Genomic DNA, 24,435 nt, shown 5'->3' with positions numbered 1-24,435 from the left:
TTAAATTTGGAAGCTTGCAGCCCTACCAAAAGTGGAGTTTTAGAAAATGAGTAGCGCATGATATACAAGGATCGTAATTTCGAACGATTTGCTCGCAATCGAGCGTCATTCTTTCAATGGAATCTTCAGAATGGGTTTCGATCCACGTTTTTAAGTCATCTTCTGCAGATGCTAGATTAAAACAGGTTGGAGGAACAATTTTTGCTTTTCTAATACTCCCCTTATCGTCAAGTTCATATTTGTGGTATAGAAGGCCACGTGGAGCCTCACTAATTCCATAACCAGTTTGTGGATTTGGATCAAAGGGAATAAAAGAGGGAGAGAAAGGTTCATAATCTTCTATAAGCCTTATGGCTTCGTAAAAGGCATAGGCAATTTCTGCTAATCTGACTAGTATAGATTGGAAGGGATTATGGCAGGGATATTCCAAGCCAATTTCTTTCAGCTTTTCTTGTAAAAAAGTAGGTAACAAAGAATAGTTTAAATGGTATCGAGCCAGTGGACCAGCAAGACAGGATCGAGAATCGGTAGCCTTCCATCTAAGAGCATTGGAATAGGTTGTTTGTTCTTCTATAAAATTCTTTTCAAATTCCTTGGCATCGAATTGAGAGTCCCCACAACAGATTATCCCTCTTTCAATTGGATATTGTTTAGGATGTTTTAATCCTACATAGATATAATTCCTCTTGAAATCAGGAAAATTACATTTCAAACCTATCCATTGTAAGGCTAATAGGCTATAGTCCAAGCCTCTTTTTAGAATATCTAGAAGGGATCGAAGTTCTAATTTTTTGGGAAAACTGTAGAATCCCCCAATGCGAACATTTACAGGATGAATTTCTCTACCGCCAATCTTCTGGATGAGAGTATTGCCTGCTTTTTTCATTTGAAGTGCCCATGCAGCCTCTTTTGGAAAATCTTTCGCCATTTCCATAAGACTTGGGTATCCCAAAAACCCGGGAGCATGAAGAAAGAAAACATGTAGGCTGTGGCTTTCAATCCATTCCCCACAGTAGAGCAGTCGGCGAAGATTCCAGATATATTCGGGAATTTGAACCTGACAGGCATCTTCAATCGCTGCTATGGAACTTATGAGATATGCAACAGGACAGATTCCACAGATTCTTGAAGTAATGTCAGGAGGTTCATGAAAATTCCTTCCAATCAATAACGACTCAAAAAACCGGGGAGCTTCGAAGATTTTTAATTCGCAGCTGGTGACTTTCCCATTATCCATTTTAATGAAAAGCCCGCCTTCTCCCTCAACTCGCGCCAGTGCAGAAACAGATAGGATCTTTTGTGGCTCAGTCGTCTTCATCAAATCTTTTGAATCCATCGGCTATACAATTAAAGGTATGAAAAGCCTGTTTTAATGCAGTGGGCTCAATACATAATTTTTCTTTTGCCCATCGAGAAAGAGATGGACTATTCGGCGTTTCTTTTGGTCCGTAACAGCCATAACAACCTCTTCCAAAGCTTGGGCATATTGCTCCACAACCAGCATGAGTTACTGGGCCAAGGCATAGTGTCTTGGAAGTCACCATAACACAGGGAGTCCCTCTCATTTTGCATTCCATACAAACGCTTCCAGAATTTAAAGATGGACGAAATCCAAATAAGTAGGAATACAAAACAGAAAGGAGCTGTTGTTTGTTGATAGGACAGCCTTGAAGCTCATAATCTACCTGTACATACTGGGAGATAGGTAAAGAGGTAGGAAGAACATCGATGAGTTCAGGCTGGGGATAAACTCTTTCTTTTACTGTTTGGAGAGAAGCAAAATTTCTTAGTGCTTGAATGCCTCCAGCTGTTGCGCAGGCTCCGATTGTTATCAAAATGGAGGAATGATTTCGTATTTCGATGATTTTTCTTTTTGCCTCTTCGGTAGTTATTGAGCCTTCGACAAGAGATATGTCGAAAGGTGGCTCAGGGGACCGACTACTGGCTTCTAAAAAATAAGAGATAACAAAATTTTTATCTATTTCTAAAAGCTCATCTTCAAGGTCTAATAGGGAAAGCTGACACCCGTCACAGGATGTAAATTTCCAAACAGCTATCTTCTTCATCACCATCCTCTCGTCGTCGAAATAAATAGGGGTCGATTGATTAATAAAATAATATGGACATATGAGGGATAAGGAAGCAAAACATATATTCCTAGGATGTCTAGAAAGCAGAAAAAGCAAGATTTAGAGGTCTTTGGACTTAACTGAAAGGGCCGTGGGATACATCTTTAGTCCTTATATCTAGGGAGTTTGAAAAACAGAGAGAGAAAGACTCTGCAAGCATAGGAATGGTTTGAGAGTCTACAAGAGAGCTTTCTTTGGTCCTTTGCGAGATTCTCTATAAGTAACATTCTACTGATGCATTCTTAACTACAGGGTATGTTATGCATTATAATTCTTCAACGGTCAATAAGTGCTCAATTTGTTCATAGGGGAAAACTGGGCCATCCTTGCATATAAAAAATGGGGAAAGTTGGCAATGTCCACAAATTCCAATAGCGCATTTCATATTCCTTTCCATAGAAAAAAAGATATGTTCTCTAGGGAGGTGTTTTTGAATGAACGCTCTGGCCATAAATCGCATCATAATTTCAGGCCCACAACTGAACACGAAAGTCTCTTTATTATCAAAACTAATGGAAGGAATAAGGGCTGTCACTGTTCCTACATGACCTTTCCACTCACGACTAGGACGGTCCACTGAAACATGCAGGGTGATTATTTGGTCTGCTGTCAGTTTATGAAGTAAAGGCATAAAAAGAAGATCATCTTTTGTCCTAGCCCCATAGAGAAGAATCAGATTTTTAAAATATCCTTTGTTTTTTTGAGCCATATAAAGGATTGGGAGAAGGGGAGGCAATCCGATTCCGCCAGCAACGAGAATTAATGTTTTCCTTTTGACTAAATCTATTGGCCAACCTCTACCATAAGGCCCTCGAATCAGTACAAAATCATTTTTTTCAAGTTTGCTTAATGCCTTCGTCACGTTTCCTACGATGCGAATCGTATGAATAAGAATATGAGGATTAGTTGGATCACTGGCGATCGAAATAGCCGCTTCTCCTCCTCCAATAGCTGAAATCATGTTGAATTGTCCAGGAAGAAAATAAAAGGGTAATGAGTCTATTGGCCTGAGATAAAGACTAAAAATAGATGAGGATTCTCTCTTTTTTTCTTCGATGACAAAAGGTTTAGGAATGAATGGATTTTCTGGGGAATCAGGAAGGTGGTCCATAAATATCGAGAAATTGGAGTCTAGTTGCCTGTAACCTTTCGAGCATCAAAGGAATGATCCTTTTGGTTATCTCATAGCCAAAGGAAGGATCTTCTTCCATCATTTGCTTAAGGCAAGTTGCATCAAAAACAAAAGCATTCACAGGATCGATTACGCGAGCGGAAAAGTGCCAAAGAAAAGGAGGACATAACCATGACCATCCTACGACATGTCCTATCCCGACAGTTTGTATGACCACGATTCCCCTTTCTGGAAAATAAGTTTCGAGAGCCACAAGTCCATTTTGTAAAAGGAAAAATTTATCTGCCTTCTGGCCTTCTACAAAAAGATAGCTCTGAGCTTTAAAGGACAAATGAGTGGCTATTGCAGATAATTTTTGGATAAAGGTCTCTGGCATTCCCTTTAGAAAAGGGTGTTCACAAAGCAGCGAGGATGATGGATTCATATGTTTGTTTTCCTCCTTTAAGAGGGCATCTTAACGGGGCTCGTTTTTCTAATAATTTCAGCTTCCTCCGTGATATCTATGCCAACAGGACACCAGGTGATGCAACGGCCACAGCCTACGCAACCGGATGTCCCAAATTGATCTATCCATGAAGCTAGTTTATGAGTCATCCATTGTCGGTAGCGAGATAAAACGCTTTTTCTTACACTTCCAGCTGGAGTATGCGTGAAATTCAGAGTAAAGCAGGAATCCCATACCATCCATCTTTCTATTTCTTGTGCCTTTTTTGGAATATCAATAAGAGTGGAACAAAAGCAGGTAGGACAAACAAAAGTGCAGTTGGCACAGGAAAGACACCTTTGTGCTATTTCTTCCCATCGAGGGTGTTGCAAGTTGTTATAAAGCAGTTCTTTAATTCCTTGGGTTTCAATGCGACGAAATATCTGTTTTTCAGCATGTTGAATCACTTCATTCTCTTTTTTTAAGTCTTCTTCGGTAGCATCGGTCTTTTCGATTTGCGCAATGATTTCTTCTCCCTGAGAACTACCAGCTTCGATTAAAAAGAAATGTTCTTTTTGACCGTTTAAAATTTCGGTTACAAGAAGATCAAAACCACTTTTAGCTCTTGGTCCTGTCCCCATTGAAGAACAGAAGCAAGTGGCAGAAGGATAAGCACAATTAACAGCAAGAATAAATAGAGCTTTGGCTCTGGATTTATAACCGGCATGAGGGTAGGGACCTTCCAAAAAAACACGGTTCTGTATAGCAATAGCCTGCAGATCACAAGACCTGACTCCAATGAAAGCAAGTGGAGGATGTTGCCTAACTGATGGATCAATCAAAGGGGGCGACGTTTTTTCGGTGGGCTGATGGATGGAAAATATTTTCTCTTGGGCAGGGAACAAGAACTGTTTCCAGCTATGGGGAGAAGATGCAAAACCAAAAAGAGTAGCATCTGTTCTTTTTTTTAGTCGATAGCTTCCTGCTTCCTGTTCATCTCCTATACCTATGGGAAGATCGTTCAAAGAGTCTATCTCGTCATAGACAATAGCATCTTTTGAAACTGTTGGGCCAATGGTTTTGAAGCCTTTTCTTTTGAGAGCATCGAGGATGGATTGAAGTTCTCTTTTGGTGATTTTAAACTTATTTGAGCCAAATCTATCCATTGACCATACTATAACCTATGATTTTAGCCAAAAACAGAAAAAGCTCTCATTTCATTAGTGCTTTTAATTAGGGTTAAATCCTAAGGTTCTTTAAAGTTTAACGATCCCTGCTGCTAAGCTACATTAAAGACCATGGCTGGAGGTTTATGCAGAACAGTCGACGCCAATGAGGCGGTTGCAAGAATTGCTTATCTTCTGAGCGAAGTGATAGCCATCTATCCCATAACTCCATCTTCGCCTATGGGAGAGTGGGTAGATAAATGGAGAGCAGAAAGAAAAACAAACCTATGGGGACTTCTTCCTCAGGTTGTTGAAATGCAAAGTGAGGGTGGAGTGGCTGGAGCATTACATGGTGCACTCCTAACTGGCAGCCTTGCTTCAACTTTTACTGCTTCCCAAGGACTTTTATTAATGTTGCCCAATATGTACAAGATGGCAGGGGAACTGCTTCCTGCAGTCTTTCATGTTGCTTCTAGAACCATTGCTACCCATGCGTTATCCATTTTTGGTGATCATAGTGATGTCATGGCTGCTCGAACTACAGGATTTGCTCTCTTATGCTCCCATTCTGTGCAAGAGGCTGCAGATTTGGCACTCATTGCCCATCTCTCCTCTTTAGAAGCCTCTTTACCTTTTCTTCATTTTTTTGATGGCTTTCGAACCAGTCATGAAATCAACACCATTAAGCAAATAGAAGAGGGGCAAATCAAAGAGCTTATTTCTGTTGAGGCAATTTTGAAGTTTAGACAGCGTGGACTCAATCCCGAAAGGCCACTGCTTTATGGAAGCTCTCAAAACCCCGATGTGTTTTTTCAAGCTAGGGAAAGAGCTAATCCATTTTACTTGGCATGTCCTGGGATAGTGCAAAACGTAATGGATAGAGTGGGGGCTCTCACAGGGCGTCACTATAAGTTATTTGAATATCATGGGGATCCCCAGGCAACAATGGTTGTGGTTGTGATGGGATCGGCTTCAGAAACCCTTTGTCGAGTTGTAGATAGCTTAAATTCTCTAGGCTATAAAACTGGAGTCGTTAAAGTTAGATTGTTTAGTCCTTTTGACCAACAAAGTTTTTTAAAGTGCTTCCCTCGAACCACGAAGATTATTGGGGTGCTGGATAGGTGCAAAGAGCCAGGCTCTGTGGGCGAACCACTTTTTGTGCAGGTTGCTTCGGCCATATTAAATAACGTAGACAAAAGTTGGTTTCCATTCTTGGATCTGCCTCGAGTCATAGGAGGCAGATATGGGCTATCATCCAAAGAGTTTACCCCAGCGATGGCAAAAGCGGTATTTGATCACCTTTCGAAAGAGGATCCTAAGGGATCATTTACAGTGGGGATTGAAGATGATCTCACTCAGAGCAGCATTGCTGTCAATGAATCCTTTACTATAGAAAACAAAACTCTCTATGAAGCGGTATTTTATGGATTAGGTTCTGATGGGACGGTAAGTGCTAATAAAAATACGATCAAAATTATTGGTGAAAATGTAGGTCTTTTTGCTCAAGGATATTTTGTCTATGATTCTAAAAAGTCTGGTTCCTTGACGATTTCACACTTGCGATTTGGATCCAGCCCCATTGCTGCACCCTATTTAGTGGAAAAACCCGATTTTGTGGGCTGTCATCAGTTCGAATTTCTTTTTAAATATGATATCCTCAAGGGCATTAAAAATGGGGGCATTTTGTTAGTGAATAGCCCTTTTAGTCCTGATGAAACCTGGGATAAGATTCCGAGGGAAGTCCAGCAGAAAATATTATCAGAGCGTATCCAATTTTTTGTTATAGACGCCTACAAGATCGCTAAAGACTGCGGCTTGGGAAGCAGGATAAACACGATCATGCAAATAGCTTTTTTTGAGCTTACCGCACTCATTCCAATTGACGAGGCCTTGGATTATCTCAGAGAACATATTCGTAGCAGTTATGGATATCGGGGAGAGGAAGTGGTTAGAAAAAATTTCGAGGCTTTAGAAAAGGCATTAAAAGCTCTCTGTAGAGTTAAACTAGATGGAAAAAGCCTTGGTTCTGTTCCGCTGCTACCTCCGGTTTCTGAAGAGGCGCCTGAATATGTGAAAAGTGTCATTGGAGAAATGATCGCATTGCGTGGCGACAGACTTCCTGTCAGTGCTTTTTCTCCTTTTGGTGCTTTTCCTACGGCAACCTCTCAGTGGGAAAAACGTAATATTTCCCTTGAGGTACCTCTTTGGGAACCATCCCTTTGTATTCAATGCGGTAAGTGTGTCATTGCATGTCCTCATGCGGTGCTGCGGGCTAAAGTTTATGATCCGACATTTGTTGAAAAAGCTCCAGAAGGTTTTTTAAAAGCGGATGCAAGATACCCTGAATGGGATGGTTTACTCTACACCATTGCTGTTTCAGAAGCCGATTGTACGGGCTGTGGAATATGTGTAGACGTGTGCCCAGCATTTGATAAGTACTCTCCGGGCAAAAAGGCAATACATATGATAAGCCGTAGGGAGCTTTTTACTAAAACTAAAGAGAGTTTTTTTGAATATTTCCAAAGAATTCCAGACGTTGAGAAAGAAAAAATTGACTTTGGATCTGTAAGACAAGTGGCTCTTTTGCGTCCGTTATTCGAATTTCCGGGAGCCTGTGCTGGATGTGGGGAAACACCTTACTTGAAATTATTAAGCCAACTCTTTGGGGATAGGCTGCTTATTGCCAATGCTACTGGTTGCTCCTCGATATATGGCGGCAACTTACCTACTACTCCTTGGGCAAAAGACAACGATGGCAGAGGACCTGCTTGGGCAAATTCACTATTTGAAGACAACGCGGAATTTGGTCTTGGCTTTCGTCTAGGATTGGATGCGATCGGTCAGTGGGCTCGCAAGTTTTTAGTCCAGTTTGGAGAAAGTGGTTTGGTAGATAAAAATCTAGTTCAAGAATTGATTAATGTCGAAGAGAAGACGACAAAGGAATATTCAGATCAAAGAAAGCGGATTAAGTTTCTCAAGGAAAGATTGGAGGCATTGAAACTTCCGGAATCGAAAATATTTTTGACAGCGGCTGATTATCTTTCAAAAAAAAGCGTGTGGATTGTAGGAGGAGATGGGTGGGCTTATGATATTGGACTAGGAGGACTAATCCATGTCCTAGCCTTAAATTTCAACGTTAAAATATTGGTATTGGATACAGAAGTTTATTCCAATACAGGGGGACAAGCTTCGAAAGCAACCCCAAGGGGAGCAGTGGCAAAATTTGCGACTTCTGGCAAATCAACTCCCAAAATGGATCTTGCCCTTATGGCAATATCCTTGGGTAATGTGTATGTAGCTTCGGTCTCCATTGGCGCCGATGAAGAGCATACGCTTAGTGCTTTTACAGAAGCCGATGCTTTTGAAGGTCCAAGCCTTATCTTGGCTTATTCTCATTGTATTGCTCATGGTATTGACATGTCCAAGGCAATGCACCATCAAAAATCGGTTGTCGGTTCAGGACGTTGGCCAATTTTTCGTTATAATCCAAAAGGTTATCCAGATGGGAAACGCCTTAAATTAGATTGGGACAAACAAGTAAGTGATCTTGAAAAATCTGAACTTATGGAAAATAGGTTTAGAATGCTTTTTTTAAGCGATCCAGAGAAGGCCGAAGAACTACTAGCACTGGCTATTTCCGATTGTCGGAATCATCTCGATTCTTACAAAAAGATCGGTTAAAATAAAAGGAAGAAAAGAATGAGTGTGAGTTTGGAAACAACCTATTTGGGATTGAAATTGTCATCTCCTCTTATTCCTTCGGCTTCTCCACTGAGCAAATCATTGGATACAGTCAAGGCTTTAGAAGAAATCGGAGCAGGAGCCATCGTGCTCTATTCCCTTTTTGAAGAAGATATTGAAAAAGAGGCCCTCCATTTGGAAAGGTCATTAACAGTAGGGAGCGAATCTTTTGCTGAAGCCTTAAGCTATGTTCCTGAAATCCCTGGATTAAGAATAGGACCTGAATACTATCTTGATCATTTAAGGCGGGTCAAAGAAACGGTTGCTATTCCTGTAATTGCCAGTTTAAATGCTCAAAGTCCAGGGCAATGGATTAAGTTTTCTAAGCTCCTTGAGCAAGCAGGAGCTGATGCTCTAGAACTCAATATTTATTCTATCCCTTGTGATCCCACTATGAGTTCTTCTGATTTGGAACAAAAATATTTAGAGATCATTAGATCCTGTCGCCAATCTATAAAGATACCGATTGCAGTCAAATTAAGTCCTTATTTTACTAATTTTTTATCCTTTTCTACAGAGCTTGCAAAAATAGGAATCAATGGACTAGTCCTTTTTAACCGTTTTTTCCAGCCAGATATTGATTTAGAAAACTTGAACGTGGAACCTAGAATTACCCTCAGTACCGAAAGTGAGCTTCTTTTGAGGATTACTTGGATAGGAATCTTATACGATAGAATTAAGCTGGATTTTTCGGCAACAGGTGGGGTATTGTCTGCCAGTGACGCTTTGAAAGCCATTCTTTCAGGTGCTACAACTGTTCAACTTTGCTCAGCACTTCTTTTTCATGGCATAGACTATTTGAAAACAATTAAAAATGGGATCATTGAATGGATGGAAAAAAAAGGATACTACTCAGTGGAGTCAATCAGGGGAATTTTGAGTCAGAAAAATTGTCCGGATCCTTCTAGCTATGAAAGAGCCCAATATGTTTATGCTCTGTCTGTTTATCCGAGCCCTTCTATATCTGGTTTAGAAAAAAAGTAGACAACCTAGACTAAACAGAAATGCCTGATCCTATGTTTTTAGAGAAAAAGAAGATACTGCAAAGGCAAGATTTTGGTAAGCTCATCGATGCATTGCACCAAGAAGGATATACCATCATTGGACCTGTGTTGAGCGAGACTGCGATTAGCTATGGAGAAATTCAATCTGAAACTGATCTTCCCATTGGATGGACAGATATTCAAGAGGCGGGGAAATACCAACTCAAAAGACGACCAGATGAAGCTCTTTTTGGTTATAATGTCGGCTTTCAGAGCATGAAAAAATATTTATTTCCTCCAAGACAACGCCTCTTTACTGTTGATAAAAAAGCGGGACGTCTTACTTTTGTCGAGGAAAATCCGCAAATACAGAAATATGCCTTTTTAGGAGTAAGGGCATGTGATCTTCATGCTGCTTTGATTCAAGACAAGATATTCTCTGAAGGAAGTTCTCGAGACAAGGCTTATGTGAGAAGAAGAGAAGAGGCATTTGTCATTGTAGTTCAATGTGGACAGTCTTCAAGTTGTTGCTTTTGTCTGTCTATGGGAACAGGGCCTAAAGCAGAAGAAAGATTTGATTTGGCTTTGACAGAATGTGTCGATAGACAACAGCACTTTTTCCTTATTGAAATTGGAAGCTCTAGAGGCGAAAAGCTTATCAGCTCTTTGCCTTTAAGAGATGTAAAAGAAGAAGAGCTTCTCTTTGCTGCTCGTGTTATTGACAATGCCAAGGCTCAAATGACAAAAGTAATGGATACGAAGGGAATAAAAGAACTATTTTATAGCAATTGGGAGCATCCCCGCTGGGATGATGTTGCCAGTAGATGCATTGCTTGCTCAACCTGTACATTGGTTTGTCCTACATGTTTTTGTTGGACTGTGGAAGATTCAATATCTTTAACTGATCAAAAAGCGGAAAGATGGAAAAGATGGGATTTTTGTTATAACATGGAGTTTAGCCATCTGCCTTCAGGAAGTGTTCGATCATCGATAAGATCAAGGTATAGGCAATGGTTAAGTCATAAGCTGGCAAGTTGGATTGATCAGTTTGGAATGTCTGGATGTGTAGGCTGCGGCCGTTGTATAACCTGGTGTCCTGTTGGAATTGATATTACGGAAGAGGTTGCGGCTTTAAGAGTGCAATCAAAAGAAGACGTTTCCCAATGAAAGCAAAGGAATGCCAATCTGTTGTCGAACCTACTGATTCTATTCTTCTTCCTAAGGCTTTCATAATCGAAAAGAAGGTTGTTGAATGTACTCGAATTGTTAGTCTTTGGATTGCACCACTAGAAAAAAACGAATGCACTTTTAATCCTGGACAATTTTTAATGGTCTATGTTTTTGGGGTGGGCGAGGTGGCTCTTTCGATTGCAGATAATGGAGGAGATCAAGAAAAATATCTTTTGACGGTCCGTTCTGTTGGCAGTGTTACTCGAGTAATTGAGCATGCAAAAGAAGGGGATATATTAGGCGTTCGTGGCCCTTTTGGCAATGGCTGGCCAATCCAAGAAGCATCGACCAAGGATATCCTTCTTATCGCTGGAGGAATTGGTCTTCCTCCTCTTTGGTCAACAATTCCTTTTTTTGTTCAAAATCGATCTTGTTATGGAAGGATTTCTCTTTTGTATGGAGTAAGGACCCCACAGGACATCCTTTATAAGGATAAACTAGAGACTCTTTCTAATGGAAAAGATATTTCGGTAAAAATTGCAGTGGAACTGGCAACAGCTAGAACCTGGAACGGTCATATTGGCAATGTACTTAATCTTATTTCTCATGCACAATTCAGCCCTCCTTCCACCATAGTTTTTGTGTGCGGTCCTGAGCCAATGATGCGTTTTTGTGCTTATACCCTCTTAAAATATGGAATAGCTAAGGAGAACATTTATTTTTCAATGGAAAGAAATATGCAATGTGCTATTGGGTCTTGTGGACATTGTCAATTTGGCCCTCTGTTTTTATGCAAAAATGGACCGGTTTTTTCTTATCAAACTATTGAACCGTTTTTGCATATAGCCGAAATTTAAACCAATCACTATGGAGGAAATTGGAAAAAAAGTCCAAAAGAATAAGTGGCAGCTGCTTCGATCACACATACACCCACACTACTTTCCTCTCTATACCACTAAAGAACAAACTTTATGCAACGCCTACAAAAAGTGAGTACTAGGCTTAAAAGGCTGTGAATAAAAAAAGGTCTTACAGTTTTTCCCCTCTGCTCTAACCAAAGCTCTGTTGTTTTATTTTTGATATAATATTTAAATCGGTAGTGGTTTTGAAAGAATGTTGAATTAAAATCTATGTCCATATCAGAAGCAAACCTTTGATAAAGGACTATAACAGCAAGATATTTTGTCAATGGGTTGGAATAAGTGGCTTATAAGGTATGCTAACGTGATTAAAACTTTTGAGAATTAGCTAGTTTACTTTCACTATAGAAAAGAGCGGAAAGTTTTCATTCCTATTCAAAAGCTTTCAGATCCAGTTGTTTTTAAATGTAGGAATCATCGGATTCTAATTGCTGTTCCTAAATCAAAAATGGATAATCTCTTTGAAGAAATATTCGCTTTGCGAAAGAGACAAAAAGATAGACAAGTTTATAGATTCCCTCCTCATTGACCCAAAGGACCTATAAGGTTGGGGGAGGGGCCGGGAAATCCGCTATACATACATAATTTCCTGTAATGGTGGTGGTAATTGGAGGGATCAGAGCCAAGCTCATGCTGCGTCACGAGCGTCATCTGTGTGGCTTGTGCAACAAGAGGAGATGGCACATCATCGAACATTGTAAAGAAGGGACATACAGTCGTTTTTTCGGTAACCCAGAGGGTGATGAGAAGAAGTCATACATGCCTTACCACAGCCAGCGCATGAGCTGGCGGGGAAAGGGCAAGGATACTTATTAGCTTACAATATAAGTCACAAAAAGACCACATCGTATGCATTACTGGGGAGAAGCGTGGCAGGTCCAGTCGGAGTATTATATGCAACCATTGTCTCATGAGCCCAAATGGGAATACTGGGGATACAAAGCATGTGGAGTTTCCCAAGTGCATCATGTATCAGCGCTAGGGAAGGCTCCTGTGTAATAGTAGCGTGGAGACTAGCCACCGTGATCTAGCTTCGGTCGCAATAATAAAGTACCAATTCTTTTCTGACTGTTCCATGTTTTTTGTCTTCTCTTTCTTCAAGACTAACTAGTCAGTACTACAGATATATGGCTCTAAATTCTACCCTCTCTTTTAATTTTTTATCTTTGATCCAACTCTCCGCCATTCCGTTTTTTTTCAAATAGGCACTATAATGTTGTTCCCCCAAAATTCAATTTGCCATCATTTGATTTCTTACATCGAAATTTCCATTAAGCAATCTAGGAAGAAATATGATTATGAATATCACATTAATAAATTATTAAAAAATATTCATAGTTTTAGCTGTATGATAACCTTTTTTAGTATTCTATGTTACTATCAATAGAATAGGTCATAATATATTGTAAAAACGATATGTGTGTAAATTATTTTAACATATATGTAAAATATTATTACATATAGCTATAAAGTATAAAAGATTTTTAATGTATTTTTTATTTTTTTCATAAAAAAGAACTAACTACATTTTTAATAACGTGATACATATGAATATTACAGTGAGTAAACCTTTTTTACCACCCTTAGAGCGCTATTTATCTTATCTAAAGCTTATATGGGAGAAAGAATGGTTGACCAACAATGGACCAATGGTAAGAGAATTTGAGGCGAGATTGAAAGAATATCTTAATTTAGATTATATTGTATATGTTTCCAATGGAACAATCGCCTTACAACTTGCACTTAAGATTTTAAACATAAAAGGAGAAGTTATTACTTCTCCTTTTAGTTTTATCGCTACGACGTCAGCTATTTTATGGGAAGGATGTGAGCCACAAATGGTTGATATTTTTTCTGATACATTAAACATCAATACTTCCTTAATCGAAGAAGCGATTACAGACAGAACTAGCGCTATTCTGGTTCCTCATATATTTGGTAATCCATGTGATGTGCAGAAAATAGAAGAGATTGGGAAAAAATATAGATTAAAAATCATTTATGATGGAGCTCAAGCTTTCGGTACTTATTATGATAATAGGTCTATATTTGCTTATGGCGACATCGCTACTATTAGTTTTCATGCTACAAAATTATTTCATACTGTTGAAGGGGGAGCATTGGTTGTGAGGTCGAAAGAAATTGAAAGAAAACTGCGCATGATGAGGAATTTTGGCTTTGCCGATGAATATGCGATTTGTGGTTTAGGAATAAACGCAAAAAACTCAGAATTACACGCAGCGATGGGATTATGCAATCTGTTTCATGTAAAAGACATTATAAATGAAAGGAAAAGAATCTCTGAGAGGTATGATAAAAATCTAGAAGGATTACCGATTAAAAAACAGAAGATTGCAGAAGGAACTCAATATAATTATTCCTATTATCCAGTAATATTTCCTGAAAAAGATGTTTTGGAATGGACAGTATCTCAATGCCAAAAAATGGGGATATTTCCTAAACGTTATTTTTATCCTTCTCTTAATCAGCTTTCCTTTTTGAAAAAAAGAACATTTTGCCCAGTAAGTGAGTATATAGCAGAAAGAATTCTCTGCCTGCCAATGTATAATAACCTTTCAGTGTCGACGGTAGATTTAATCAGTGAAATTGTGATTAATGCTTTAAGAGGATAAAATGAAAACAAATACAAATGTGTTAATAGCTTGCGTTGCGGAAAATAACGAGGAGCATTATATAAAATGTAAAATACTTTTTAAAAGCTTACGGCGTTTTGGCGGATGCCTTGCGAAATCCGCAGCAGTGGTTTGTTTTGTTAATTCGATTCGACCTGAATATCAAAAAGCATTTCAAGAAATGGACGTAGAAGTTGAGATAATCAAACCGTTTAATACCCAATACCCACACACAAATAATCTGAGAATATTCGAAATACAAAAAAAATATGACTATCTTATTGTTTTAGACAATGATATAGTGATAGCGAGAGATTTTTCATCATATATATCATCGAGTCATGTTCTTGCAAAAATAGATTATCATGATTATCTTTCTCTTTTTTCTTTAGAAGACTATATGCAGTTGTTTAAATATTTTAATTTAGAAATGCCATCAAAAACATATAATACGGAATCACACGATAAATTAACATATCCGCATTATAATGTTGGTGTTATGATTATTCCTAAAATATATGTTGACATTATAAGAAAAGAATGGGCTAACTGTATTAATGATTTAATTAGAGTATATCCAAAACTTAAAACGATTGAAAAGCAATCTTATTATACAGATGAAATAGCTTTTTCTCTTATGCTTCAAAAAACAAAAATACCTATAGAACCTTTGCCTATCTCGATGAATTTCCAAACAGCATATCCAATACATCCTTATTATAATCCTGATGAAATCGATCCTTATATTATTCATCATCACGACCGTATAGATAAACAAGGGAAACTATTACTCAGTAACTACAAGAAGGCCAATGAGGTTATACTAAAAATAAACGAGATATTATAATATAAATAAACGATCTGGAGGTAAAAATGAATGATAGAAAAGTATTGCCTGAAGTCGAATCATTTTTGACAGCTTCTCCAAAAAAAATGTTGATTGATGGCAAATGGGTGGAATCATTATCTGGAAATACATTTCCGTCATATGATCCAGCAACTGAACAACCTCTTGCTTTAATTTATGAGGCAAGAAAAGAAGACGTGGACCGTGCTGTCGATGCTGCTAGACAGGCTTATGAACATGGGGCATGGTCAAGGATGTCTCCAGCCGAGCGTTCTAAGCTCATGATGAAGCTTGCCGACCTGATGGAAAAGCATGCCGAAGAGCTTGCTCAGATTGAATCCTTAGACAACGGCAAGCCTCTTCGTGCAGCCCAAAGCTCGGATGTTCCCGCTTCGATTGAATTGTTCCGCTATATGGCTGGCTGGGCTACGAAGATTGAAGGGAACACCATCCCTTTTTCTTTGGCTAGTCCATATCGTTATTTAGCCTATATCTTAAAAGAACCCATTGGTGTAGTGGGACAAATCATTCCATGGAATTATCCCCTTCTCATGGCCACCTGGAAGCTGGCTCCAGCTTTGGCAACGGGCTGTACGATAATTCTTAAGCCAGCAGAACAAACACCCCTTACGGCCCTTAGGCTTGGAGAGTTGATTGTGGAAGCGGGATTTCCAGAAGGAGTTGTGAACATTCTTCCTGGATTTGGTGAAACTGCTGGGGCGGCAATTGCCAACCATTGCGGCATTGATAAGGTGGCCTTTACGGGCTCTACAGAAGTAGGCAAAAGCATCGTTAGAGCAGCGGTTGGGAACTTAAAAAAACTAACCTTAGAGCTTGGAGGCAAATCCCCCAACATAGTCTTTGCCGATGCAGAATTGGATAAAGCGATTGGCGAAGCGGCAAATGCGGCTTTTATAAACAGTGGTCAAAACTGTTGTGCTGGGAGCCGACTTTTCATTGAAAAGAAAATCTATGAGGAATTTACAAAAGCCATAACCCAACAGGCCAAGGAGCTAAGGGTAGGTCCTGGATTTGATCCTAACAGTCAGATTGGTCCTTTAATCTCTGCCCAACAGCTCCAAAGGGTATCTTCATATGTGCAGTCGGGCATTCGCCAAGGAGCGAATGTAGGCTGTGGAGGAGTTAGAGTTGGAGAAAAAGGCTATTTTTTTGCTCCGACTCTGCTGACTAATGTCCATGCGCAAATGAAAGTTTATCAAGAAGAGATTTTTGGTCCAGTTGTCTGCGCAGTACCTTTTGATTCTGAAAAGGAAGAAGATTTGATTAAAATGGCTAACGAGACTATTTATGGCTTGGCTGCAGGGATATGGACAAAGGACATTTCCAAGGCTCATCGGCTTGCTGCAAAAATCAAAGCGGGGACAGTGTGGATCAACTGCTATAATGTTGATGATCCAGCTCTTCCTTTTGGAGGGTACAAACAATCAGGCTGGGGTAGAGAAATGGGACATGAAGTTTTGGAAAATTATCTCCAAACAAAATCAGTCTGCGTGCAGCTTTAAGCGAAAAATCTTAGTGGATATGGCCTTCAGTAAGGGAAACACTCATTCTTTTCTTTCAGATTGGTGTTCTCAGAAGAAAGGGGAAATTAAAGAGGTCTTTAAAGAAAATCTTCTACCAGCGTTAATTATTGGCGTCTTTGTTGCATTTCTTACGATTGGTTATTATCAGGGGTGGAAAGTTAAGGAATTACTGGAGAATTTAGAACGTTTAAACAGAGAAAAAGGGATTTGGTTTACAGTCAGTGTGAATGCGATCTGCTGCGGACCATTAGCAGTATTGTTACATGTGATAATCTGGGATAAAGGCAAAGTCCGGTATGACCATCTTGAGTCCTCGGTTTACAAGGCTTTTATTTTTGGATTAAGTATTTTCTTTTCAAATTATGTCTTTAAAGCTGTTAGCTTGCTTTTTGGTGAAGAACCTTCATTTCATGGGATTATCTGCAAGGTTTTTGTAGACAATTTCCTTTATACTCCTTTCTTTTGGCTTCCTTTTATTATGGCTCTTTTCAAGTGGAAAGAAGCTAGATACCAGTTTTTCCCATTTTGGAAGTGTTGGAATCCATTGATATATACGAAAGAAGGAACTTCGTTGCTTCTTTCTAATTGGATCATTTGGGTCCCCGCTACTACGTTTCTTTTTGCGATGCCTTTGGCTTTGCAGCTTCCCTTTGCAATGTGTTGTTATATTGTCTGGTCTCTCATAGTCAGTTGCCTGTTAGAAAAGAAAAAGAGCAAGAACAATAGATGATCTTCTCATTGGGTAAGTTACCAGTTGTGGATAAAAGAATCCTGGCAAAAAGATCGATAGAACTCTCCATGGAAAGCTAATTTTCTTTTTTAAATTATGTTTTGTGGAATGCCATTTAGAAAAAAGGTTGAGGGGATACTCTCTTACGATTAGGACAAATGAAGAACGAGAATACGATCTGCCCTGTCATTTATTTAAAAATAATGTATCCGATTGGCTTTTTAAAGAAGGATGGAAGCAAAATAAGGGAAAAAAGTAATAAGGGAAGGCATTGTGGATTTGTTTCTCTTTTTTATGCAAAAATAGACTAGTTATTTCTTATCAAACTATTGAACCCTTTTTGAATATAGCTGAAAATTAAGGCTTTCTAACCACTAGGAAGGAAGTCGGAAAAGAAGTCCAAGAGAATAAGTGACAACTGCTTCGATTACACCCACTACTGTCATTTCTAGACCACTAAAGAACCAATTTCTTGCTGTAACAAGAGTTTTTGCGGCGCCGACAAGAAAGTGGGCTACTAGGCTTATAAAAAAAGAAAAGGAAATGGCGTACATTCCTGATAGAAAGAAAAAAGGAACCAAAGGGATAAAAGCGCCAAGAACCGTCGAAATAGCGGCCGATAGACAGGCATTCCAGGGCTTTGGAAAGGTAGCTTGCGAAAGACCAAGCTCAGAGCTAACCATCGCCGAAAGAAAGTGTTCTGGCTTTTGATACAGCTTTTCTGCGATCCATTTTGACTCTTCTTCGTTAAAGCCTTGTAGTTGATAAAAAAGCGCCATTTCTTCTATTTCTTCTTGCGGATTTTCTTCAATTTCTCTTTTTTCCCTAGCAATCTCCGCTTCATATACTTCCTTCTGGCTTTTGGCAGCTAGATAAGCTCCAGCCCCCATAGACAAAGATGAGGCAATCATTCCAGCAAGCCCAGATATGAGTATGTAATGGGTTTGGTTTTCTGTAGCTCCAGCTACACCAGAAACTATTCCGAAAACAGCTCCTAATCCGTCATTGATGCCATAAATGGAGTCGGTTATCCAGTTCCCCCCTTTACCATGCCATTTTTCTCTAGTCAAAATGGTGTCTATCTTGTTTTCTGGGGCAGGACTCTTTTTGATGAGATTATGTAAAATGGAGACATGATCCTTTTCATCTTTTGCTAATTCTGCAAGTGTCTGTTCTAGCTTAGCCGATCCTTTAAACAATTCTTTTTGTTTCAAATATCTCAGTTCATCTTTTGCTTCGGCATTTTCCATTCTTCTCACTACATTCCAGATACCCAGATTTTGATTTAACCACTTTTCAATAATTCTTTTGAATTTTGAATCCGTTTCTTCGCAACTTTGGCCCAATGTTTTGAGTTCTTGCTCCCATTTAAGAGCATGTTTTTCTTCAGTTTCAGCGAGTTTTAAGAGAATTTCTTTTTTGTGGGGATTTTTTTCTATCTCTGCAATATCTCTATAGGCTCTTGCCGTTTTCTTTTCATTTAGCCAGTTCTGATGCAAAATCTTGACAAGTTCATTGCGTTTCAAATTCATAAGGAAAATAAATTAAGGATAAAAAGAAGAAGGGAAAAAACTACCTATTCACTCCGCAAAAACATTCAATCATTTTTAGTCCTGTATCAACCCCAACTTTTTGTAGGCTTCTTTTTGAATGTCGGTCATGGCTGAAGGAGGATCAAACCACATTCTTCCCCAATTCCTATCCACAAAAATTGCTTTTTCATGCTCAGCGAAAATCAGAGCGATAGTAAGCTGTTCTGCTTGCGATAAGTTCGGGAGAGGAATCTTATAGGGCAGGTCATTAAGAAATAAAAAACGGCTGCCCGATGGAGTCAATTCAAAAACTAGAACCCCATGGCCTGCTTCGGTGGCCTCATCAATTTCAATAATCCGTTTAGAAGGCTCGGCTTCAACTTTTTTATCGCCTATGAGGTCATAAGAAAGAGTTTCCTTGAATGAACTTGTGATTTCATTTTGAGCATTTTGAGGAAGACTTTCAAGGAATTTTGCAAGTCTTGGTGTGATGTTGGGCAGCAGTATGGGTGTTTCTTTCCCTGAAAGGGAATTATGCACAAGAAAGAAAAGAAAAAAAAGAGAAATGAGGTATTTCATGACCCGTTGGAAGTAGATTGAGGCAGTGGTTTGAGAAGCCGGAAATAATAAACATTTAACTTGAGATCTTTTTCAAAGTATTCTCTCCATCTTGAAAGCGTCCAATTCTTCAAAAACAAGCAGCTATCGAGAGAATTCGAATAGATAGCAAAATCAGGTCTCTCTGAAATCCTCTCTCCTATAATTCCCACATGCCCTTGGACATCCCTGGAAGAAGGAGAAATAATGATATCTCCAGAAATCAGTTCGGATGGTTTTTTTATCAATATTGCATGAGCTTTAAGCCAATCATATAAGTCGGCTATATAAGGGATTTTTAGGGGAATTTCCAATGCTTGGCTTAAAATTTTACTAACAGCAGCAGCACTAGAATATATTCCTCCACCAGGGAAACTGCCCGTATCCATTCCGACAGAATTCAAGGTTATTAAATAGATTCTGGAACTCAGCGTTTCATTTTTTTTGTTTCCTCCGCTACTTTTTAAATACAAATCATCGAAGGATGGAAGAAGAGCCTCTCCATGTAGAGCTGTGATACTGGGATAACTCCCTTCATTCATAGAAACATTATAAGACAAAAAAAGAAACAATAGGATATTATAGAAGCTTTTCTTTCCCATAGCCACAGGTTTGTAAAACACAATAAAAAAATAAGAAATACAAAAGTTTTTCTTTTTTTCCTAGCTATTTATATTGAAGCCTTGGAGCCTTAGTGAAAAAGGGGAGTTTTCTTCTGGTTTCTACCATCCAATGTGAACGCTTGACTACTTTGCTAGAGTATGATAGCAAAGGTCTTAGGGAGTGGGGGTGGCCTTAGGCTTTGGATGGAAGGAAGACATTGATGTAATCTTAGATAATTTTCTAGAAAATCTCAACATTATGGACCAAGAAATGTTTCTCAAAGCAGAGCTAAAAAGGCCTTAAATTTCTATAAATAGCTTTCCAATAGGTTAATTAAATCGTAATGATTGCTTCAAGAACTGCATTAATTCAAAGGAAAACAAAGGAAACGGACATTTCCATAAAAATGACCCTAGATGGGAAAGGGACAAGCGAAATAAAAACGGGCATTGGGTTTTTTGATCACATGCTTGAACTCTTTGCCTATCATGCTTCTTTCGATTTAATCCTTGAATGTAAAGGGGATCTTGGAGTTGATTTTCATCATACAGTAGAGGATTGTGGCATTGTGCTTGGAGAGGCTCTTAATAAATCTCTGGGCGATAAAAAAGGGATTGCTCGTTATGGATATTGTCTTTTACCTATGGATGAAACTCTAGTCCACTCAGCAATAGATATCAGCGGAAGGCCTTATCTTTGTTTTCGATCCCCTGACCATTTGCCCCTAGTTTTTCTTTCTGCTGGTAATTTTCAAGCTCAACTTTTAGAAGAATTTTTAAGGGCCTTTGTTACACATGCTAGACTTTGCCTTCATATCCATATATTGGAAAGTAAAGAGACGCATCATTTGATTGAAGGCACCTTTAAGGCCTTGGCAAGAGCTTTAAAGATGGCTGTTTGTTTAGACCCAGCATGTGTTGAGCGTATTCCAAGCACGAAAGGAACTTTAGGATAGGGATTCACACGGCTTTAGTGAAAATCTCATGCTGACGTTATCTTATCTCTCTGAATTATATTTATTGTATTCCAACGATTATTCTAAAGAAGTTCGTCGTTTTGAGCTTTGCGGAAGATATTTTCCTGATCCTCATAAGCCAAATCTTATGGGAGTTATTAATCTGTCCTCAGAATCTTGGTACCGCGAAAGTGTGGCTTTAGATTCAATTTCGGCAGTACGAAAGGCGAAGATTCTCCAAGCCTCCGGGGCGGATATAGTCGATATTGGTGCTGAGTCTTCTTTGTCATATGCTCAAAGGATTGATGATATCCAACAACTTGAACTGCTCCTTCCTATTATTAAAGAGTTATCGACTACAGGTATACTCATTTCTGTAGAGACCTATCATCTAAATGTAGCTAAAGGCTGTTTTAAGGCAGGGGCAGCTATTTTAAATCTTACAAAGGGGGATAATTTAAAAGAATTTTTTAAGGTTGTGGCTGATTATGATGGGGGGGTGATTATTAACTTTGTTCGAGGTGATAATGTCCGAGAGGTACAACCGATTGAGCTTCCTAAAGATCCACTAAGTTTACTGTTCCCTTATTTTGAAAAACGGATCGAAGAAGCTTTGTCTTGTGGAGTGAGAAAGATATGGCTAGATCCTGGTCTTGGATTTTATTATCCCAATCTCCTCGATGGTCCTACCCGAATCCAAAGGCAAATGGAAATCTTTCTTCATACTTTTCGGCTTCGAAAGTTTGGTTGGCCAATTTGCCATGCCTTGCCTCATGCCTTTGAATGTTTTCAAGATGAAGTAAGGACTGCGGAAGCTTTTTTCGCCCTGCTCGCCATTTTAGGCAAAACGGATCTTTTAAGAACCCATGAAATAAACAAGGTTCTTGGGGTTGTAAAGACGATGCAACTTTTTTCAAGCAAAAATCCATAAGGATCTGTCTTAGATCAGTTGCTTAAGTATTTTCGAAGTCATTATGCGTAATAGAAAAATAGAAGGCGGAGAAGAGGAATAGGCAGTTGCAGAAAAAGTAAAACTATAATCTCCATCCGATGATTCACGAACAATAAAGCAAGTTTGAATGGCATTATAAGTTTCATGGGTGCTGGATTTTGGCCATAGCCTCGAAAGCTTCTTTAGTTATTCACATACCCATTGAAACAGCATATCAACGAACCTCATTCACTCTGCCTTACCTTTTAATCTGCTTTGTACAAATTCTATTTCCCTTTGATGGATGGCTAAAGAGTTTAAACAATGCTTCCAGGGTTCTTTTTTATATATGAAAGTGTTAGACCATGGAGTGTAAAGATAAATATGATAGCCAAAGGTTAAAAGAAACTCTTTAAGATCGTAGGCTGAATATCCATAGTCTTTGGTCAAGTTTGTTATTTCAATTTGAATAGCGGGAGGATTTGCATTTTTAAGCATTTTTGTCAACCCTTGAAGAACAAAAAGCTCAGCTCCTTCGACATCTATTTTCCCGAAAACATAATGAATTCTGTCGTCAAGAAGATCTTCAAGACATCTTACCTCGACTGCCTTTGAGTCATGTCCCGTGTTTTTTGGATCTAGGCGGCTATAGGGACCCTTTTCAAGAAAGAATGTTTTTCCTTCCTTGTTAGCAGCAGCAATTTGATGGACTTCAATGCAATAAAATTTATTTTCATTTTTATTTCTATTAAGAAATTGAATAAATCTTTCGCAAGGTTCGATGGCAACAACCTTACCTTTTTCTCCAACAAGTTTTGCCATGTATATGCTATAAAGACCTTGATTGGCACCGCAATCGAAAACATAATCTCCTTCTCTCAAATACCGGCTTAAGAACTTCATCTCCCTATAATCAGTAATTCCAGAAAAAGAAAAGGATAGGGGTATAAAACCCTTTTCAGAGCGGTAAATAAATTTCGATCCGTTATCAAGATAAAGACTCCAGTCTCCTTTAAAAATCTTTTTATAAAAGGTCCAAAGGATAATTTGACAAATTTTAGATCTTAAAAAACAGGAAGATTCTCTGGTATAAGAACCAAGATCTTTTTTGTAAAGAGCTAATTTCCTTTTCCAATAATACCAACGAGTATATCCATTCATTCCACGGCCCATATTATTGCCTCAATAACAGCAAAAATGATATTATTCTTTCTTTAGAAGACTTCTAACTAATTTTTTTAATCTAATAAATGGCAAGCCTCCTCATGATAAAAATAGAACTAAAGGTGTAGTCGCACGTGGTTATTAGTTTTCAATACATGGGCCATGGACTGATTAGTGAAGACACTTCTATTTCCTCTATGAGGTTTTAGGTATGAATGGATTCTCAGGGAACTAGAATCCCAGAAATCAACTGGGAATGTATGATCCACTCTCATACGGGAATTCTCAAGTGTTTTGGCATGCAAGCATGGATGAGGGAATAAGGAAGTCTGCCAAAATCTTTACCCAGTGCCAAGACAGGCATCATGCGGCAAGATAGGAAAACTAATATTAGCTTGGCAAAAGCAAGTTTAATGAATCTACTATCTGATATCAATTGCATCCTCTTATGCAAGCGAATTCAATAGGGGTTTTAGATATTTGAGACTGTGGTAACGGCTCAACTCTATCAGTTTGTATAGCCCACCGATCAAATAATCTGACGGTCTAATTCAATCTTTTGGTCAAAAACTTAGAGTGTTTTTAGAACATATAAATCTTCAGTGGATTCTATTCTGGAGTTAATCCAAATTTCTAATTTGATTGCAGAGATTTAAACTTTGGTAGCCTCTATTAAATTATTTAAAGAAATTGTAAAAAAACATATTTTTCTACTTTGAAAAAAAAGGCTCTAAGATATCATAAAAGCATGCCACTTTTTATCATTGTCTTTGTTTTGTTTATTTCGTTTGCACAAGCTACAGAGCTTTCTGATTCTAAAACAAAATCTGTTGACAGTTCTACTAAAAAACCTACCGAAATAAAGTATGTTGTAAAAAAAGGAGACAGTCTTTGGAAAATTTCGAGAAAGTATAAGGTCACAGTTGAAGCACTGATGGCAATCAACGAATTAAAAGACGATCGCTTAAAACCTGGTCAAGAATTAATCATTCCTCCGAAAGGATATCGGCCACCACCTCCTAAGGATATCAATCCTTCCCCATCCCAAGAAGAGAAAAAAGATTCAGCAAAAATTCAAACTGTTCCACCTTCTCAAAGTCAATGATTATTTTTTGATCTAGGCCGAAAGGAACATATTTTCTTTTAAACGAACTTTTTGATTAGCTGACCAGTAACTAGCCTTAGGCCCATTGCCTAAATTGGAGGGGATAAACCGACCTTTGGCTTATCCTCA

Annotated in this window: 20 protein-coding genes; 11 read left to right on the top strand and 9 right to left on the bottom strand. The window is 38.7% G+C overall.

Features of this window, described 5'->3' with window-relative positions; all coding sequences use genetic code 11:
• Positions 1-22: 22 nt before the first annotated feature.
• The 5 genes from QOL44_RS10785 to QOL44_RS10765 all read right to left on the bottom strand — a co-directional run bounded on the left by QOL44_RS10785 (position 23) and on the right by QOL44_RS10765 (position 4,851).
• Positions 23-1,336 carry a Ni/Fe hydrogenase subunit alpha gene (locus QOL44_RS10785; RefSeq protein WP_009061764.1) on the bottom strand — a complete coding sequence of 438 codons (1,314 nt, stop codon included), beginning with the start codon at positions 1,334-1,336 and terminating at the stop codon, positions 23-25.
• On the bottom strand, positions 1,305-2,066 hold the full coding sequence (locus tag QOL44_RS10780; RefSeq protein ID WP_009061762.1) for an NADH-quinone oxidoreductase subunit B family protein: 762 nt from the start codon (positions 2,064-2,066) through the stop codon (positions 1,305-1,307). The genes QOL44_RS10785 and QOL44_RS10780 overlap by 32 nt, the downstream gene beginning before the upstream one ends.
• A 328-nt stretch (positions 2,067-2,394) precedes the next feature.
• Positions 2,395-3,240 (bottom strand): FAD/NAD(P)-binding protein, encoded by an 846-nt coding sequence (locus tag QOL44_RS10775; RefSeq protein ID WP_009061759.1) that lies wholly within the window; start codon positions 3,238-3,240, stop codon positions 2,395-2,397.
• Complete coding sequence (locus tag QOL44_RS10770) at positions 3,224-3,685, bottom strand: cyclic nucleotide-binding domain-containing protein (protein WP_009061756.1); 462 nt, start codon at positions 3,683-3,685, stop codon at positions 3,224-3,226. The genes QOL44_RS10775 and QOL44_RS10770 overlap by 17 nt, the downstream gene beginning before the upstream one ends.
• A 17-nt stretch (positions 3,686-3,702) precedes the next feature.
• Positions 3,703-4,851, bottom strand: coding sequence for a sulfite reductase subunit A (locus QOL44_RS10765; protein ID WP_009061754.1), 1,149 nt, complete (start codon positions 4,849-4,851; stop codon positions 3,703-3,705).
• A 132-nt stretch (positions 4,852-4,983) separates the two neighbouring features.
• Here QOL44_RS10765 and nifJ point away from each other — a divergent pair, with 132 nt between their 5' ends.
• The 8 genes from nifJ (at position 4,984) to QOL44_RS10725 (ending at position 17,419) form a co-directional block, all read left to right on the top strand.
• The gene (gene nifJ, locus QOL44_RS10760) at positions 4,984-8,532 is read left to right on the top strand and encodes a pyruvate:ferredoxin (flavodoxin) oxidoreductase (protein WP_009061752.1); all 3,549 of its coding nucleotides are present in this window, start codon (positions 4,984-4,986) and stop codon (positions 8,530-8,532) included.
• 18 nt (positions 8,533-8,550) lie between these two features.
• Positions 8,551-9,576, top strand: a complete 1,026-nt coding sequence (locus tag QOL44_RS10755) for a dihydroorotate dehydrogenase-like protein (protein ID WP_009061751.1) — start codon at positions 8,551-8,553, stop codon at positions 9,574-9,576.
• Between the two features lie 20 nt (positions 9,577-9,596).
• Entirely contained in the window at positions 9,597-10,742 is a 1,146-nt protein-coding gene (locus tag QOL44_RS10750; RefSeq protein WP_009061749.1) for a sulfite reductase subunit A, read from the top strand.
• Positions 10,739-11,602, top strand: coding sequence for an FAD/NAD(P)-binding protein (locus QOL44_RS10745; RefSeq protein ID WP_009061747.1), 864 nt, complete (start codon positions 10,739-10,741; stop codon positions 11,600-11,602). Before QOL44_RS10750 ends, QOL44_RS10745 begins: the two co-directional genes overlap by 4 nt.
• 1,610 nt (positions 11,603-13,212) lie before the next feature.
• Complete coding sequence (locus tag QOL44_RS10740; protein WP_009061739.1) at positions 13,213-14,298, top strand: DegT/DnrJ/EryC1/StrS family aminotransferase; 1,086 nt, start codon at positions 13,213-13,215, stop codon at positions 14,296-14,298.
• Position 14,299: 1 nt separating this feature from the next.
• The gene (locus QOL44_RS10735; protein WP_009061738.1) at positions 14,300-15,145 is read left to right on the top strand and encodes a hypothetical protein; all 846 of its coding nucleotides are present in this window, start codon (positions 14,300-14,302) and stop codon (positions 15,143-15,145) included.
• Positions 15,146-15,171: 26 nt separating this feature from the next.
• Positions 15,172-16,668 carry an aldehyde dehydrogenase family protein gene (locus QOL44_RS10730; RefSeq protein ID WP_009061736.1) on the top strand — a complete coding sequence of 499 codons (1,497 nt, stop codon included), beginning with the start codon at positions 15,172-15,174 and terminating at the stop codon, positions 16,666-16,668.
• A gap of 19 nt (positions 16,669-16,687) precedes the next feature.
• Positions 16,688-17,419, top strand: coding sequence for an Mpv17/PMP22 family protein (locus QOL44_RS10725; RefSeq protein ID WP_009061734.1), 732 nt, complete (start codon positions 16,688-16,690; stop codon positions 17,417-17,419).
• Positions 17,420-17,793: 374 nt separating this feature from the next.
• On the opposite strand, the gene QOL44_RS10720 is transcribed toward QOL44_RS10725, so the two are convergent.
• From QOL44_RS10720 to QOL44_RS10710, 3 genes are all read right to left on the bottom strand, one after another.
• Positions 17,794-18,951: a VIT1/CCC1 transporter family protein gene (locus tag QOL44_RS10720; protein WP_009061731.1), complete on the bottom strand. Its 1,158-nt coding sequence runs from the start codon at positions 18,949-18,951 to the stop codon at positions 17,794-17,796.
• A gap of 75 nt (positions 18,952-19,026) precedes the next feature.
• Positions 19,027-19,530, bottom strand: coding sequence for a hypothetical protein (locus QOL44_RS10715; RefSeq protein ID WP_009061729.1), 504 nt, complete (start codon positions 19,528-19,530; stop codon positions 19,027-19,029).
• Positions 19,527-20,090, bottom strand: coding sequence for a hypothetical protein (locus QOL44_RS10710; RefSeq protein ID WP_208526915.1), 564 nt, complete (start codon positions 20,088-20,090; stop codon positions 19,527-19,529). The genes QOL44_RS10715 and QOL44_RS10710 overlap by 4 nt, the downstream gene beginning before the upstream one ends.
• A gap of 404 nt (positions 20,091-20,494) precedes the next feature.
• Between QOL44_RS10710 and hisB the strand changes: the two genes are divergently transcribed.
• Both hisB and QOL44_RS10700 read left to right on the top strand, forming a co-directional pair.
• Positions 20,495-21,106: an imidazoleglycerol-phosphate dehydratase HisB gene (hisB, locus tag QOL44_RS10705; protein WP_009061724.1), complete on the top strand. Its 612-nt coding sequence runs from the start codon at positions 20,495-20,497 to the stop codon at positions 21,104-21,106.
• Positions 21,107-21,134: 28 nt separating this feature from the next.
• Positions 21,135-22,037: a dihydropteroate synthase gene (locus tag QOL44_RS10700; protein WP_009061722.1), complete on the top strand. Its 903-nt coding sequence runs from the start codon at positions 21,135-21,137 to the stop codon at positions 22,035-22,037.
• A 249-nt stretch (positions 22,038-22,286) separates the two neighbouring features.
• Here QOL44_RS10700 and QOL44_RS10695 read toward each other — a convergent pair whose 3' ends face one another.
• A complete protein-coding gene (locus QOL44_RS10695) occupies positions 22,287-23,198 on the bottom strand; it encodes an FkbM family methyltransferase (RefSeq protein WP_166791408.1) in 912 nt (303 codons plus the stop codon).
• A gap of 751 nt (positions 23,199-23,949) precedes the next feature.
• Here QOL44_RS10695 and QOL44_RS10690 point away from each other — a divergent pair.
• Positions 23,950-24,306 (top strand): LysM peptidoglycan-binding domain-containing protein, encoded by a 357-nt coding sequence (locus tag QOL44_RS10690; RefSeq protein ID WP_009061719.1) that lies wholly within the window; start codon positions 23,950-23,952, stop codon positions 24,304-24,306.
• Positions 24,307-24,435: the final 129 nt, after the last annotated feature.

This window comes from Candidatus Methylacidiphilum fumarolicum (assembly GCF_949774925.1).
GTDB classification, from domain to species: domain Bacteria; phylum Verrucomicrobiota; class Verrucomicrobiia; order Methylacidiphilales; family Methylacidiphilaceae; genus Methylacidiphilum; species Methylacidiphilum fumarolicum.
The sequence above is the reverse complement of the archived record's forward strand: the minus strand, read 5'-3'. Positions and strand labels throughout refer to the sequence as shown.

What these genes read in the sequence shown, in the direction of transcription:
- QOL44_RS10785 (WP_009061764.1), bottom strand. Translation starts at nt 1,336, where the DNA reads ATGGATTCAAAAGATTTGATGAAGACGACTGAGCCACAAAAGATCCTA.
- QOL44_RS10780 (WP_009061762.1), bottom strand. Translation starts at nt 2,066, where the DNA reads ATGAAGAAGATAGCTGTTTGGAAATTTACATCCTGTGACGGGTGTCAG.
- QOL44_RS10775 (WP_009061759.1), bottom strand. Translation starts at nt 3,240, where the DNA reads ATGGACCACCTTCCTGATTCCCCAGAAAATCCATTCATTCCTAAACCT.
- QOL44_RS10770 (WP_009061756.1), bottom strand. Translation starts at nt 3,685, where the DNA reads ATGAATCCATCATCCTCGCTGCTTTGTGAACACCCTTTTCTAAAGGGA.
- QOL44_RS10765 (WP_009061754.1), bottom strand. Translation starts at nt 4,851, where the DNA reads ATGGATAGATTTGGCTCAAATAAGTTTAAAATCACCAAAAGAGAACTT.
- nifJ (WP_009061752.1), top strand. Translation starts at nt 4,984, where the DNA reads ATGGCTGGAGGTTTATGCAGAACAGTCGACGCCAATGAGGCGGTTGCA.
- QOL44_RS10755 (WP_009061751.1), top strand. Translation starts at nt 8,551, where the DNA reads ATGAGTGTGAGTTTGGAAACAACCTATTTGGGATTGAAATTGTCATCT.
- QOL44_RS10750 (WP_009061749.1), top strand. Translation starts at nt 9,597, where the DNA reads ATGCCTGATCCTATGTTTTTAGAGAAAAAGAAGATACTGCAAAGGCAA.
- QOL44_RS10745 (WP_009061747.1), top strand. Translation starts at nt 10,739, where the DNA reads ATGAAAGCAAAGGAATGCCAATCTGTTGTCGAACCTACTGATTCTATT.
- QOL44_RS10740 (WP_009061739.1), top strand. Translation starts at nt 13,213, where the DNA reads ATGAATATTACAGTGAGTAAACCTTTTTTACCACCCTTAGAGCGCTAT.
- QOL44_RS10735 (WP_009061738.1), top strand. Translation starts at nt 14,300, where the DNA reads ATGAAAACAAATACAAATGTGTTAATAGCTTGCGTTGCGGAAAATAAC.
- QOL44_RS10730 (WP_009061736.1), top strand. Translation starts at nt 15,172, where the DNA reads ATGAATGATAGAAAAGTATTGCCTGAAGTCGAATCATTTTTGACAGCT.
- QOL44_RS10725 (WP_009061734.1), top strand. Translation starts at nt 16,688, where the DNA reads ATGGCCTTCAGTAAGGGAAACACTCATTCTTTTCTTTCAGATTGGTGT.
- QOL44_RS10720 (WP_009061731.1), bottom strand. Translation starts at nt 18,951, where the DNA reads ATGAATTTGAAACGCAATGAACTTGTCAAGATTTTGCATCAGAACTGG.
- QOL44_RS10715 (WP_009061729.1), bottom strand. Translation starts at nt 19,530, where the DNA reads ATGAAATACCTCATTTCTCTTTTTTTTCTTTTCTTTCTTGTGCATAAT.
- QOL44_RS10710 (WP_208526915.1), bottom strand. Translation starts at nt 20,090, where the DNA reads ATGAATGAAGGGAGTTATCCCAGTATCACAGCTCTACATGGAGAGGCT.
- hisB (WP_009061724.1), top strand. Translation starts at nt 20,495, where the DNA reads ATGATTGCTTCAAGAACTGCATTAATTCAAAGGAAAACAAAGGAAACG.
- QOL44_RS10700 (WP_009061722.1), top strand. Translation starts at nt 21,135, where the DNA reads ATGCTGACGTTATCTTATCTCTCTGAATTATATTTATTGTATTCCAAC.
- QOL44_RS10695 (WP_166791408.1), bottom strand. Translation starts at nt 23,198, where the DNA reads ATGAATGGATATACTCGTTGGTATTATTGGAAAAGGAAATTAGCTCTT.
- QOL44_RS10690 (WP_009061719.1), top strand. Translation starts at nt 23,950, where the DNA reads ATGCCACTTTTTATCATTGTCTTTGTTTTGTTTATTTCGTTTGCACAA.